8 protein-coding genes are annotated in these 13816 nt (G+C 72.5%); 7 read left to right on the top strand and 1 reads right to left on the bottom strand.

Translation table 11 applies throughout. From position 1 onward, the window contains the following. Positions 1–112: 112 nt before the first annotated feature. Positions 113–1459, bottom strand: a complete 1347-nt coding sequence (gene gabT, locus OG534_RS10045) for a 4-aminobutyrate--2-oxoglutarate transaminase (RefSeq protein WP_326587749.1) — start codon at positions 1457–1459, stop codon at positions 113–115. Between the two features lie 378 nt (positions 1460–1837). Here gabT and OG534_RS10040 point away from each other — a divergent pair, with 378 nt between their 5' ends. The 7 genes from OG534_RS10040 to OG534_RS10010 all read left to right on the top strand — a co-directional run bounded on the left by OG534_RS10040 (position 1838) and on the right by OG534_RS10010 (position 13755). After that, positions 1838–4147, top strand: coding sequence for an ATP/GTP-binding protein (locus tag OG534_RS10040; RefSeq protein ID WP_326587748.1), 2310 nt, complete (start codon positions 1838–1840; stop codon positions 4145–4147). Between the two features lie 213 nt (positions 4148–4360). After that, positions 4361–5941, top strand: coding sequence for a PucR family transcriptional regulator (locus OG534_RS10035; protein ID WP_326587747.1), 1581 nt, complete (start codon positions 4361–4363; stop codon positions 5939–5941). Positions 5942–6096: 155 nt separating this feature from the next. After that, the gene (locus OG534_RS10030) at positions 6097–7542 is read left to right on the top strand and encodes an aldehyde dehydrogenase family protein (protein WP_326587746.1); all 1446 of its coding nucleotides are present in this window, start codon (positions 6097–6099) and stop codon (positions 7540–7542) included. A gap of 222 nt (positions 7543–7764) precedes the next feature. Continuing rightward, complete coding sequence (locus OG534_RS10025; protein WP_326587745.1) at positions 7765–9753, top strand: acyl-CoA dehydrogenase family protein; 1989 nt, start codon at positions 7765–7767, stop codon at positions 9751–9753. A gap of 105 nt (positions 9754–9858) precedes the next feature. Continuing rightward, positions 9859–11184 carry a hypothetical protein gene (locus OG534_RS10020; RefSeq protein WP_326587744.1) on the top strand — a complete coding sequence of 442 codons (1326 nt, stop codon included), beginning with the start codon at positions 9859–9861 and terminating at the stop codon, positions 11182–11184. Positions 11185–11203: 19 nt separating this feature from the next. Next, positions 11204–12457 (top strand): 1-deoxy-D-xylulose-5-phosphate reductoisomerase, encoded by a 1254-nt coding sequence (gene dxr, locus OG534_RS10015; RefSeq protein WP_326587743.1) that lies wholly within the window; start codon positions 11204–11206, stop codon positions 12455–12457. Continuing rightward, entirely contained in the window at positions 12454–13755 is a 1302-nt protein-coding gene (locus tag OG534_RS10010; protein ID WP_326587742.1) for a M50 family metallopeptidase, read from the top strand. The genes dxr and OG534_RS10010 overlap by 4 nt, the downstream gene beginning before the upstream one ends. The last annotated feature ends 61 nt before the right edge of the window (positions 13756–13816 follow it).

The following is a 13816-nucleotide window of genomic DNA, read 5'->3' as shown; positions in this document are numbered from 1 at the left end:
ATCGCGCTCCCGCCATCGGCCCCCCACAGCTTCTTCACAGTGCCCGCCCGTTACCGCCGGTATGGACCGGGCGCTGCGTGCGGACGTTCTAGCCGTTCGATCAGGTGGCCGCTCAGATGTCCGTGCCGATGGCCGCGAACGCGGCCTCGATGAGGTCCAGGCCCTCGTTCAGCAGGTCCTCGCCGATGACGAGCGGCGGGAGGAAGCGGAGCACGTTGCCGTAGGTGCCGCAGGTGAGGACGAGCAGGCCCTCGGCGTGGCAGGCCTTGGCGAGCGCGCCGGCCGCCTCCGGGAACGGGGTCTTGGAGACCGGGTCCTTGACCAGCTCGATCGCGACCATGGCGCCGCGGCCGCGGATGTCGCCGATGATCTCGTACTTCTCCTGCATGGCCGCCAGGCGGGACTTCATGACGGACTCGATCTTCTTCGCCTTGGCGTTGAGGTCGAGCTCCTTCATGGTCTCGATGGAGCCGAGCGCGCCGGCGCACGCCACCGGGTTGCCGCCGTAGGTGCCGCCGAGGCCACCGGCGTGGGCGGAGTCCATGATCTCGGCGCGGCCGGTCACGGCGGCGAGCGGCAGACCGCCCGCGATGCCCTTGGCGGTGGTGATCAGGTCCGGGACGATGCCCTCGTCCTCGCACGCGAACCACTGGCCGGTGCGGCAGAAGCCGGACTGGATCTCGTCGGCGACGAAGACGATGCCGTTCTCGTTGGCGAACTTCACGATCTCGGGCAGGAAGCCCTTGGCCGGCTCGATGAAGCCGCCCTCGCCGAGGACCGGCTCGATGATGATCGCGGCGACGTTCTCGGCGCCGATCTGCTTGGAGATCTGGTCGATCGCCTGGGCGGCGGCCTCGGGGCCGCAGTTCTCGGCGCCGGTGGGCCAGCGGTAGCCGTAGGCGACCGGGACGCGGTAGACCTCGGGGGCGAACGGCCCGAAGCCCTGCTTGTACGGCATGTTCTTCGCGGTCAGCGCCATGGTGAGGTTCGTACGGCCGTGGTAGCCGTGGTCGAAGACGACGACGGCCTGGCGCTTGGTGTACGAACGGGCGATCTTGACGGCGTTCTCGACGGCCTCGGCGCCGGAGTTGAACAGGGCCGACTTCTTCGCGTGGTCACCCGGGGTCAGCTCGGCGAGGGCCTCGCACACCTCGACGTAGCCCTCGTACGGCGTGACCATGAAACAGGTGTGGGTGAAGTCGGCGAGCTGCGCGGACGCGCGGCGCACGACGGCCTCGGCGGAGGCGCCGACCGAGGTCACGGCGATGCCGGAGCCGAAGTCGATCAGGCGGTTGCCGTCGACGTCCTCGATGATGCCGCCGCCCGCGCGGGCCGTGAAGACGGGCAGGACGGAGCCCACGCCGCCGGCCACGGTCTGCAGGCGGCGGGCCTGCAGCTCCTGCGACTTGGGGCCGGGGATCGCGGTGACGATCTTGCGCTCCTGCGGGACAGCGGTCATGGAGGGCTCCTGGGGGTGTTTTCGGACGCACTTGTGTCTTTGTCCGCAGGCTAGGCCCGGGAGCGGTGGTCCTGCATGCTCCGTTCGGTAGTGATCACCGCGTGTCCTTGTCCGCGACGGCCATAGGAAGGGCGCGGCGCGCATCTCGCGGATCATGGCCGGGTGCGGGCAGCCGGACGGCGGGGGCCACTAGATTGACCACGCAGCGCAAGGCGGTAACGGGCAGGGGGCAGCGTTTTCATGGACACCGATGGCATGCACGGCGGTCATGGCCGAAACCAAGACCACGGCGGACACGGTGGACCGCCCGAGACGGCGGCGGGCCCTCACGTGCCCCACCCCGCGGGGCCGCTGCCTTCGCTGCCGCCCCGGCCTGCCATGGCCCCGGTACTGCCGCCCCTGCCCGCCTACGCACCCGGAGCGGCCCCGGGAACCGCCGCAACCGGGGTCGAGGGCCCGGTCGACACCCCCTTCACGGCATGGCTGCGCGTCCCCCGGCCTGAGGTGGAGCCGGGCTTCTGGCGCCTCACATACACACCGGTCGCGCCGAAGGCCGGTTCCGGCTGGTGGATGCTGACCCGAGTCGTGGTTGCCTTCCTCGTCTTCTTCGTGTGCTGGCGGGCCTTCAGGGAGGGGAAGCTTCCCTTTCTCGGCGCTCCGCTCTACTACTTCACCCCGGAAAGCTGGTGGACGGGTGGGTCCGCCAAGGTCGCGGCCGACCACCGGGGGCAGGCGGCTGTACAGCTCTACGAGCTGCTGGGCACGGTGGGCCTGTTCCTCGGCTTTGCCAAGCTCGGCGGCTGGAGGGCCGTGTTCGACGACCTGATCGCCGCGCGAGGACCTTGGTACCGCGCGGCGGGCGCCGTGGCTGGAGCCTTCGTGACCGTCCTGCTGATCCAGAACCAGGTACTGACGGTCTATCCACTGGCCTTCGGGCACCTTCCGTACGGCGAGCTCGGCAGGGTGACCGGTTCTCTGGTCACCTACGTCATCTACGCGCTGATCTACGCCCCGCTCTTCCTCGTCTTCGCCCGCCTCGGCGGCTGGGCCGCCCTCCTGGCCGGCCTCCGTACCCCCACCCGGCCCGCCGATACCTCTCCTTCCCCGAGCGAGCCGGCCCCCGACGACCCCGCCGGCTGGCCACAGCTGCGCGCCGCAGGGCTGGGGGAGTCCGCCGACCGGCTGGCCGCCGAAGCCGCAGCCGGGCGGATGAACGACGTGGACCACGTACGGATCCGGCGCGCCTGGGATTCCGTTCTGGTGGACCCCGCCCGACGTACGGCCTTCGCCAAGGCCGTACGGGACCAGGGCGCAGCCGCCTGCGGCCACCCCTCCGGAGCCCGCGACCTGCCCGTCCGAACCGCCCGGCACGACCTCGTCGTCGCCCAGCTCCGGCTCGGCAGCGTCACAGACGCCGAATCCAACCCCCACGAGCGCCGGGGAACGGGCTTCGCCCTGGACCCGGGGGTGCTGGGGACCTCGATGCTCGCCGTCGGACCTTCCGGCGCCGGCAAGACCGGCCGGCTGGTCCGGCCTGTCGTCGAATCGCTGCTGCTCCAAGCGCTGGCGGGCGAGGCCGCGGTGATCGTCGTCGCAGCAGCTGGAACGCAGCTCGGTCCCGATGACGCCTACGACATCGTCGTACGCCTCGGTGACCCGTCATCCATCCATGACCTCGACCTCTACGGCGGCGCCGCCGACCCCGACGAGGCGGCCTCCCTGCTCGCCGAGGCATTCGTCGGAGACATCCCGGGCATTGACGTACGCCGATCCGCGACGGCCCTTGCCCAGCTCATCGGCCCCTTCCGGCTCGCCCACGGCCGTTTCCCCACCGTGCCCGAGCTGCGCGAACTCCTCGAAGGACTGCCGTCCGCGCTCGGCGCCCTGCGCCAGGCGTTGGAGAGGGCCGATCGCCAGACCATGCTGCGCGAGCTCGATACCCGGATCCGGCAGTCCGGGGTCCAAGGCGACCCCGGGCCTCTCCTCGCCGATCGTGTCGCACTGCTCGACCGGCCTGCCTTCCAGGGCTTCTTCGACACCACCGGCGCCGGGAGGCCCTTCTCCCTGCGTGCCCTCGAACACCCCATCCGGGTCCGTGTGGACCTCCCGGAGCGCGCCCACGCCGACGCTTCCCGACTGCTGGCCCGGCTACTGCTCGCCCAGTTCAACGGCTCGGCCGCGGCGCGCGCCGACCGCTCCCTCTTCGCCTTCCTCGTCTTCGACGATGCCTCGCAGACCCTGACGCCCGCGACCGTCCGTGGCGTTCAGCGGCTGCGCTCGGCGAACGCGGGCGTCCTGCTCACCCTGCGCACCCTGGACGACGTCCCGGAACCGCTGCGCACCCCGCTGCTCGGGTCGGTCGGCTGCCGGGTGGCCTTCTCGGGGGTGACCACCTGGGACGGCAAGTGGTTCGCGGACGCCTGGGGGACCGAGCTGGTCGAGACCCGCGACGTCACGAACCGGACGATCTACGCCGACCAGCCCATGACCCGCTTCATCCACAGCGTGCGCAAGGTGATCACCGGCAAGGCGGTCACCACCGAGGCGGTCACGGTGCGGCAGGTGGAACGGGAGCGCTGGTCGGCTTCCGCTCTCGCCAACACCGTGCCCCCCGGCCACGCCGTCCTCTCGCTCACCTCCGTCCGCGGAGAGCGGGCCGCTCCGCTGCTGGTGAGGCTCGGGGAGTGAGCCGAGCGGACCGGGCCGAGTGGGCCCGGTCCGGTACCCCCTGTCGCGTGGGCCCGACTGAGCGGATCACGTGAGGCGACCCGTACGGGATGGCAGAATCAAGGTGAGCCGTTCGTACGCCACGGCGAAGTCCGCGGTAGCGGTCCACGGCGAGAATCTCGCGTCGGCACCTCGCCGCCGCACTCCTCCTCCCCCTAAGGTGCCCCGGTATCCATGCCGCTCACCCTCGCCTCACTCGTCCAGCACTCGGCGCTCAAGCTCAGCGTCCGGGCGGGGGAGGGCCGCCTCGACACCCCGGTGCGCTGGGCCCACGTCAGCGAGCTCGCCGACCCCGTCCCCTACATGGAGGGCGGGGAGCTGCTCCTGATCACCGCGATGAAGCTGGACGCGGGGGACCCGGAGGAGATGCGCGCCTACGTACGCCGCCTCGCCGCGGCCGGGGTCGTCGGCATCGGCTTCGCGATCGGCGTCAACTACGAGGAGATCCCCGAGGCGCTGGTCGAGGCCGCGAGGACCGAGGACATGCCGCTGCTGGAGGTTCCGCGGCGGACCCCCTTCCTCGCGATCAGCAAGGCCGTCTCCGCGGCCCTCGCGGCGGACCAGTACCGGGCCGTGACCGCCGGTTTCGAGGCCCAGCGGGAGCTGACGCGCGCCGCCCTGTCCGTCGACGGGCCCGCCGAGCTGCTGGCGAGGCTGGCCGCGCACGTGCACGGCTGGGCGGCGCTCTACGACACCTCGGGCGCGGTCGTCGCGGCCGCCCCCGACTGGGCCGCGCGGCGCGCCGCCCGGCTGACCCCCGACGTGGAGCGGCTGCGGGAGCGGCCGGCGCCCGCGAGCGCCGTGGTCGGCGGCTCGGAGGACCGCGTCGAACTCCAGTCCCTCGGCACGGGACGACGGGCCCGCGGCGCCCTCGCCGTCGGCACCGGAGCCCCGCTGGGCACGGCCGAGCGCTACGCCGTCCACTCCGCGGTCGCGCTGCTGACCCTCACCACCGAGCGGTCGCGCTCGCTGCACGACGCCGAGTCCCGGCTGGGGGCGGCGGTGCTGCGGATGCTGCTGGCCGGCGAGGCGGACCACGCCCGGTCGGTGGCCGGGGACCTGTACGGGGTCCTGCTGGAGGCGCCGTTCCGGCTGATCGTGGCCGAGCCGGCGCTGCCGGGAACGGCGCAGCCGGAAGGCCTGGCCCTGCTCGCCGACACGGTGGAGTCGGCGGCCGCCCGCACGGGGGAGGCACTGCTGGTGGTCCCGGAGGCGGGCCGGCTCGTGGTCCTGGCCTCCGACGGGGGCTCGGGCGTCCAGGCGTGCGTGGACCACGCGGAGACCCTGGAGGCACGGCGCGGCCGGGACGCGGCCGGTCCGGAGCCGGACGAACTGGTGGTCGGCCTGTCCGCACCGGCCGGGCCGGGCGGCGTGGCGGCGGCCCTCAAGCAGGCCGACCAGGCGCTCGCCGTGGCCCGGCGACGGGGGCGGCCGCTGGTGGAGCACGAGGACATGGCGGCGGGCTCGGTCCTGCCGCTGCTGGCCGACGACGCGGTACGGGCCTTCGCGGACGGCACCCTGCGCGCGCTGCGGGACCACGACGCGACCGGGCGCGGCGACCTGGTGGCCTCGCTGCAGGCGTGGCTCTCCCGGCACGGCCAGTGGGACGCGGCCGCCGCCGACCTCGGCGTGCACCGGCACACGCTGCGCTACCGGATGAAGCGCGTCGAGGAGATCCTCGGCCGCTCGCTGGAGGACCCGGACGTCCGGATGGAACTGTGGCTCGCCCTCAAGGCCACCTCGACCCCGTCGTAGCGGAGCCCCTGCGGTGGGCCGCGGGGGGCGACAGTGACAAACCGGCGCGACGTCGACGGCACGTACTACACGCCGGATAAACGCCGAAACGCCGACCGAGTCCTACGGTGGAGGGGTCAGGACCCACCGCACACTTCCGAAGGGCCGGGATTCGCATGACTTCCACCCACGCCTTCTGGCTCGCCGGCCGCCAGGCCACCGGCGAGGACAGCTTCGACGTCCACTCCCCGTGGGACGGCCGGGTGGTCGGCACCGTCAGCGTGCCGACCGACGAGCAGGTCGAAGAGGCCGTGGCCGCGGCGTACGCGGTGACGGCGGAGTTCTCCGCGACGCCCGCCCACGTACGGGCCGCGGCCCTGGACCACGTGTCCAAGCGGCTCGCCGAGCGCACCGAGGAGATCGCCCAGCTGATCTCCGCCGAGAACGGCAAGCCCGTGAAGTGGGCCCGCGGTGAGGTCGGCCGTGCGGTGTCCGTCTTCCGCTTCGCCGCCGAAGAGGCCCGCCGCTTCAACGGCGGAGAGGCCCAGCGCCTCGACACCGACGCCGGCGGCGTCGGCCGTCTCGCGCTGACCCGCCGTTTCGTCAAGGGTCCGGTCCTCGGCATCGCGCCGTTCAACTTCCCGCTGAACCTGTGCGCACACAAGGTGGCCCCGGCCATCGCCGTCGGCGCGCCGATCATCCTCAAGCCCGCTCCGGCGACGCCGCTGTCCGGGCTGATCCTGGGTGAGCTGCTCGCCGAGACCGACCTCCCGGCCGGCTCCTGGTCGGTCCTGCCGGTCGCGAACGACAAGATGCCGGCCCTGGTCAAGGACGAGCGACTCCCCGTCATCTCCTTCACCGGCTCCGACACCGTCGGCTACGCCATCCAGCAGTCGGTGCCCCACAAGCACTGCACCCTGGAGCTCGGCGGCAACGCGGCGGCCGTGGTCCTCGACGACTGGTCCTCCGAGGCCGACCTCGACTGGGCCGCGACCCGCATCGCGACCTTCTCGAACTACCAGGCCGGCCAGTCCTGCATCTCCGTGCAGCGCGTGATCGCCGACGCCTCCGTCTACGACCGCCTCGTCGAGAAGGTCGTCGCGAACGTCCAGGCGCAGGTCACCGGCGACCCGTCCGACTCCGCCACCGACGTCGGCCCCCTCGTCTCCGAGGCCGCCGCCCAGCGCGTCGAGTCCTGGGTCGACGAGGCCGTGTCGGCCGGCGCCAAGCTGCTCGCCGGCGGCAAGCGCGAGGGTGCCTCGTACGAGCCCACCGTCCTCGCGAACGTCCCGGACGGCGTCAAGCTCGCCACCGAGGAGGTCTTCGGCCCGGTCCTGACCCTGCAGCGGGTCGAGAACACCGACGAGGCCTTCGCCGCGGTGAACGAGTCGAAGTTCGGTCTGCAGACCGGCGTCTTCACCCGCAACGTCCAGACCGCGTTCCGCGCCCACCGCGAGCTCGAGGTCGGCGGCGTGATCATCGGCGACGCGCCGTCCTACCGCGCCGACCAGATGCCGTACGGCGGCGTCAAGCAGTCCGGTGTGGGCCGCGAGGGCGTCCGCTACGCGATGGACGACTACACGTACGAGCGGGTCCTGGTCCTGACCGGCCTCGACATCTGATCTCGTACGGCCAAAAGCCGACGGCCGGAGCCTACTGTGCGGGGGCTCCGGCCGTCCCCCTTTTCCCCGTCCGGACGGGGGGCGAGGCACCCCCGGGCCCCCGGTTCGCCCGACTGGACCGCCCCGGCTTTTCCGGTGGAGCCGGACGGGGTACGACTCACAGGTAGCACCGGCTGGTAATCCGGTGAGCCAACCGACTCCGGCGGCGAGGTGGGTCCCCTCATGTCCGCAACACAGCCCGCACAGCCTGCACAGCCCGCACGGCCCGTACAGGCCGGCGGTACACAGCCCAAGGTGACCGAGCGCGAGGCGCGGCAGGTCGCGGAAGCGGCCCGGGAACAGGACTGGCGCAAACCCAGTTTCGCCAAGGAACTCTTCCTCGGACGCTTCCGGCTCGACCTGATCCATCCACACCCGCTCCCCGCGGACGAGGACGTCCGGCGCGGCGAGGCCTTCCTCGCCCGGCTCCGGGTTTTCTGCGAGACCGAGATCGACGGTGCCCGCATCGAGCGCGAGGCGAAGATCCCCGACGAGACCGTGCGCGGGCTCAAGGAGCTCGGCGCCCTCGGCATGAAGATCGACCCCAAGTACGGGGGCCTCGGTCTCACCCAGGTCTACTACAACAAGGCGCTCGCCCTCGTCGGCTCGGTCAGCCCGGCCATCGGGGCCCTGCTCTCCGCACACCAGTCGATCGGCGTGCCCCAGCCGCTGAAGATGTTCGGCACGCAGGAGCAGAAGGACGCCTACCTGCCGCGCTGCGCCACCAGCGCGATCAGCGCCTTCCTGCTCACCGAGCCCGACGTGGGTTCGGACCCGGCGCGCCTGGCCACCACGGCGGTCCCGGACGACGACGCGGGCGAGTACGTCCTCGACGGCGTGAAGCTGTGGACCACCAACGGGGTCGTCGCGGACCTGCTCGTCGTGATGGCCCGGGTGCCGAAGTCAGAGAACCACCGCGGCGGCATCACCGCCTTCGTCGTGGAGGCCGACTCGCCGGGCATCACCGTCGAGCACCGCAACGCCTTCATGGGCCTGCGCGGTCTGGAGAACGGGGTCACCCGCTTCCACCGGGTACGGGTCCCCGCGGGCCAGCGCATCGGCGCCGAGGGCGCCGGCCTCAAGATCGCCCTGACCACGCTCAACACGGGCCGGCTCTCGCTGCCCGCCATGTGCGTAGGCGCCGGGAAGTGGTGCCTGAAGATCGCCCGCGAGTGGTCCGGCGTACGCGAGCAGTGGGGCCGGCCGGTCGCGAAGCACGAGGCGGTCGGCGCCAAGATCTCCTTCATCGCCGCCACCACCTTCGCCCTCGAAGCGGTCGTCGACCTCGCCTCCCAGATGGCCGACGAGGACCGCAACGACATCCGTATCGAGGCCGCCCTCGCCAAGCTCTACGGCTCCGAGATGGCCTGCCTGATGGCCGACGAGCTGGTCCAGATCCGCGGCGGCCGCGGCTTCGAGACCGCCGAGTCCCTGGCCGCCCGCGGCGAGCGCGCCGTCCCCGCCGAGCAGATGCTCCGCGACCTGCGCATCAACCGGATCTTCGAGGGCTCGACGGAGATCATGCACCTGCTGATCGCCCGCGAGGCCGTCGACGCCCACCTGTCGGTCGCGGGCGACCTCATCGACCCGGACAAGGCACTCGGCGACAAGGCCAGGGCGGGCGCCCGCGCCGCCGGCTTCTACGCCCGCTGGCTGCCCAAGCTGGCCACCGGCGCCGGGCAGGTCCCCGGCACCTACCGGGCCTTCCACCCGAGCGGCCACCCCGACCTCGCCACCCACCTGCGCTACGTCGAACGCAGCGCCCGCAAGCTCGCCCGGTCCACCTTCTACGCCATGTCCCGCTGGCAGGGCCGCATGGAGACCAAGCAGGGCTTCCTGGGCCGGATCGTCGACATCGGCGCCGAGCTCTTCGCGATGAGCGCGGCCTGCGTCCGGGCCGAGCACCTGCGTGCCACCGGCGAGCACGGCCGCGAGGCCTACCAGCTGGCCGACGCCTTCTGCGAGCAGTCCCGGCTGCGTGTCGAGGAGCTCTTCGGCCGGCTCTGGGCCAATACCGACGACCTCGACCGCAAGGTGGTCGCGGGCGTCCTCTCCGGCACGTACGCCTGGCTGGAGGAGGGCGTCCTCGACCCCTCCGGCGACGGCCCCTGGATCGCGGACGCGGCCCCGGGACCCTCCGTTCAGAAAAACGTGCACCGCCCCATCCGCTGACCTGCAATCATCGCCGAACGTCGGACAGACGTACGAGGATGAGTACGAGTGCGCGTACGTACAGGTACGCGTACGTACGGGCACAGCGCGAGGCGGACGAGAACGATGCCGACGGCCGAGCAGGACCGCACCAGCCGACGGCTGGCCTGGTGCGTGGCGCACCTGTTGCGCCACGCACCGGACCACGTCGTCTCCGACATGATCGGCCGCCTCGACGGGCCGGCCCGCAAATACCTCTGCCGGGACGAGTGGCTGTCGGCCTCGACCGTCACCCTGCTGCTGCGCCACGGCGGCGCTGCCGACCGGACCTACATCGCCCGCAACCCCCGGGTCGTGGGCCGGCCCCTGCCCGGTCTCCCCGGCCCCGCCCGGTACGCCCGCCGCCGGACGCCGGCGGAACTCCTGCCCGTGCTCCGCGCCGAGCTCGGCCGCGACCCCGACGGGGAACCGCTCACCGCCGCCGAGCTGACCGGCCTGCTGCGCCGGCACGGCCGGCGCGGGCCGCGGGTCCCGCTGGACATCCTGGCGCTGCCGTACCGGCCGGACCCGGAGCGGCTGCTCGCCGAGCACGTCCGCGACCCGCTGCCGACCGGCGCGGTCGAGGCCCTGCTGCTCGTCGCCGACCTGCCCCCGCAGACCGTCCGCGCGTTCCTGGCCACCGGGGCGGCGCAGGACGGGCGCTCGTGGCACCGGCCGGCCGTCCGGGCCGTGCGCATGGGCCGGGTCACGCACGAGGAACTCGTCGCCCACGTCGCGCCCGCGCACCGCACGCTGCTGCTGGCCCGCCTTCCCGGGGCCGACGGCCTGCGCTGGACCCTGCCCGAGCAGGCCGGCATGCAGACGGCCGTGCAGCGGGCCCTGCGCCCGCTGGGGGACGATCCGCGCCTGTGGGCGGAGCTGCTGCGGCACGCCCCCGGTTACCCGGGCCCGCTGCCCGCGCTGGTGGCCGCCGTGGCCGACGGCACCGCGCCCGAGCCCGCCGACGAGGCCGAGCCCGGCCCCGAGCTGGTCCGGGCGGTGCGCCGGCTGGCTCCGGCGGCCCCCGAGCCCTTCGGGGGCGTGGAGCGCGAGCTGGCCCTGGCGAGCCTCGCCGTGCCGATGGAGAGCGTCGAGGAGGACATCCGCTGGGTGCGCGACTGCCTCGACCGCGGCCTGCTCACCGGCATCGACGTGATCCGGCACAAGCTGCCGGCCTGCTGGGCCCTCGACGAGGACCACTGGCTCGGCGACGTGGACCATCCCGACCGGCACGACCGTCCCGAGGCCGTCCTGGCCGCCCACGCCGAGGCCGACCGGCTGCTGGCCCTGGCCCTGGGCGACGACCCCGAGGCCTGGTGGCGGGTCGCCCGCACCCTCCCGGACTTCGCCGGAACGCTCCCGCACCTCCTGCTGCGGGTCACTGAAGGGGGCTCCGTGTCCGGCCGCTCCTGACTTCCGGCACCATGGGGGCATGAGCGACCGCCCAGCCCCCCTCGCCGATCCGCACCTCCTCTTCGACCCCGCGGCCGGCCTCCGGGACATCGTCATCCTCGGGTCCACCGGGTCCATCGGCACCCAGGCCATCGACCTGGCCCTGCGCAACCCGGACCGGTTCCGGGTCACCGCCCTGTCCGCCGCCGGCGGGCGGGTCGGGCTGCTGGCCGAGCAGGCCCGGCTGCTGCGGGTCGAGAAGGTGGCCGTCGCCCGCGAGGACGTCGTACCGGCCCTGAAAGAAGCGCTGAGCGCCCAGTACGGTCCGTCCGAGCCGCTGCCCGAGATCCTGGCCGGACCGGACGCCGCGACCGAGCTCGCCGGCTCCGAGTGCCACACCGTCCTCAACGGCATCACCGGCTCCATCGGCCTCGCGCCGACCCTCGCCGCCCTGCGGGCCGGCCGCACCCTGGCGCTGGCCAACAAGGAGTCGCTGATCGTCGGCGGCCCGCTGGTCAAGGCCCTCGCGCGGCCCGGCCAGATCATCCCGGTCGACTCCGAGCACGCCGCGCTCTTCCAGGCGCTCGCCGCCGGAACCCGCGCCGACGTCCGCAAGCTCGTGGTCACCGCCTCCGGCGGGCCCTTCCGCGGCCGCACCCGCGCGGAGCTGGCCGCGGTCACGGTCGAGGACGCCCTCGCCCACCCCACCTGGGCCATGGGCCCGGTGATCACCGTCAACTCGGCGACCCTGGTCAACAAGGGACTGGAGGTCATCGAGGCGCACCTGCTCTACGACATCCCGTTCGACCGCATCGAGGTCGTCGTCCACCCGCAGTCCTACGTGCACTCGATGGTCGAGTTCACGGACGGTTCCACGCTCGCCCAGGCCACCCCGCCGGACATGCGGGGCCCCATCGCGATCGGCCTCGGCTGGCCCCAGCGGATCCCGGACGCGGCCCCCGCCTTCGACTGGACCAAGGCCTCCACCTGGGAGTTCTTCCCGCTGGACACGGAGGCCTTCCCCGCGGTGGGCCTGGCCCGGCACGTGGGCACCCTCGGCGGCACCGCCCCGGCCGTGTTCAATGCGGCCAACGAGGAGTGCGTGGAGGCGTTCCTGGCAGGTCGGATGCCGTTCACAGCAATCATGGATACGGTCTCTGCCGTGGTCGATGAGCACGGGACGCCGGAGTCGGGAACTTCCCTGACCGTCCAGGACGTCCTTGAAGCGGAGGCCTGGGCCAGGGCCCGGGCGCGGGAGATGGCGGCTCGGGCCGCCGCGGAGGCGCGCGCATGACACTACTGATGACGGTGCTCGGGGTCGTGGTCTTCGCGGTCGGCCTGCTGGTCTCCATCGCCTGGCACGAGCTGGGGCACCTCTCCACGGCCAAGTTCTTCGGCATCCGGGTGCCGCAGTACATGGTGGGCTTCGGCCCGACCATCTGGTCGCGGAGGAAGGGCGAGACCGAGTACGGGATCAAGGCCATCCCGATGGGCGGCTACATCCGCATGATCGGGATGTTCCCGCCCGGCGAGGACGGCAAGGTCACCGCCCGCTCCACGTCGCCGTTCCGGTCGATGATCGAGGACGCGCGCTCCGCCGCGTACGAGGAGCTCCAGCCCGGAGACGAGAGCCGGCTCTTCTACACGCGCAAGCCGTGGAAGCGCGTGATCGTGATGTTCGCCGGCCCCTTCATGAACCTCGTCCTGGCCGTGGCGATCTTCCTCACCACCCTGATGACCTTCGGGCTCAACACCCAGACCACCTCGGTCGCCACCGTCTCGGACTGCGTCATCCAGCAGAGCGAGAAGCGCACCAAGTGCCTGCCCGAGGACCCGGCCGCCCCCGCCAAGGCGGCGGGCCTGAAGCCGGGCGACAAGATCGTCGCCTTCAACGGCCGCCCGGTCGACGAGTGGTCCGCCCTGCAGAAGGACATCCGCGCCACCGTCGGCCCGGCCGAGATCACCGTGGAGCGGGCCGGCGAGCGCGTGGACCTCACGGCGAACCTGATCGAGAACAAGGTCGCCAAGACGGACAGCAGCGGCAAGTACGTCAAGGACGAGTACGTGACCGCCGGCTTCCTCGGCTTCGGCCCCGCCACCGGCTACGTCCCGCAGTCCTTCGGCCAGTCCGGCGAGCGCATGGGCGAGATGATGCAGGCCGGCGTGCAGTCGTTGATCGAACTGCCGTCCAAGGTCCCGGGCCTGTGGGACGCGGCCTTCAACGGGGCCGAACGCAAGCAGGACAGCCCGATGGGCGTCGTCGGCGCGGCGCGGGTCAGCGGTGAGATCTTCACCCTCGACATCCCCGCCCAGCACCAGCTCGTGTTCTTCCTCAACCTGCTGGCCGGTTTCAACCTCTCGCTGTTCCTGTTCAACATGCTGCCGCTGCTCCCGCTCGACGGCGGGCACATCGCCGGAGCCCTGTGGGAGTCGGTCCGGCGCAAGCTGGCGCGGCTCTTCCGGCGCCCCGACCCCGGCCCGTTCGACGTGGCGAAGCTGATGCCCGTCGCGTACGTGGTCGCGGGCCTGTTCATCTGCTTCACCCTGCTGGTGATGGTGGCGGACGTGGTGAACCCGATCAAGATCACCTAGTCCTCGCGGACCTTCACCGCGGTCGTACGGGAGCCGGGCACACATCGTGCCCGGCTCCCTA

The organism is Streptomyces sp. NBC_01294 (assembly GCF_035917235.1).
GTDB classification, from domain to species: Bacteria; Actinomycetota; Actinomycetes; order Streptomycetales; family Streptomycetaceae; genus Streptomyces; species Streptomyces caledonius.
This window is presented reverse-complemented; position numbering and strand designations above follow the sequence as displayed.

What these genes read in the sequence shown, in the direction of transcription:
- dxr (WP_326587743.1), top strand. Translation starts at nt 11,204, where the DNA reads ATGAGCGACCGCCCAGCCCCCCTCGCCGATCCGCACCTCCTCTTCGAC.
- OG534_RS10040 (WP_326587748.1), top strand. Translation starts at nt 1,838, where the DNA reads ATGGCCCCGGTACTGCCGCCCCTGCCCGCCTACGCACCCGGAGCGGCC.
- OG534_RS10025 (WP_326587745.1), top strand. Translation starts at nt 7,765, where the DNA reads ATGTCCGCAACACAGCCCGCACAGCCTGCACAGCCCGCACGGCCCGTA.
- OG534_RS10010 (WP_326587742.1), top strand. Translation starts at nt 12,454, where the DNA reads ATGACACTACTGATGACGGTGCTCGGGGTCGTGGTCTTCGCGGTCGGC.
- OG534_RS10020 (WP_326587744.1), top strand. Translation starts at nt 9,859, where the DNA reads ATGCCGACGGCCGAGCAGGACCGCACCAGCCGACGGCTGGCCTGGTGC.
- OG534_RS10035 (WP_326587747.1), top strand. Translation starts at nt 4,361, where the DNA reads ATGCCGCTCACCCTCGCCTCACTCGTCCAGCACTCGGCGCTCAAGCTC.
- gabT (WP_326587749.1), bottom strand. Translation starts at nt 1,459, where the DNA reads ATGACCGCTGTCCCGCAGGAGCGCAAGATCGTCACCGCGATCCCCGGC.
- OG534_RS10030 (WP_326587746.1), top strand. Translation starts at nt 6,097, where the DNA reads ATGACTTCCACCCACGCCTTCTGGCTCGCCGGCCGCCAGGCCACCGGC.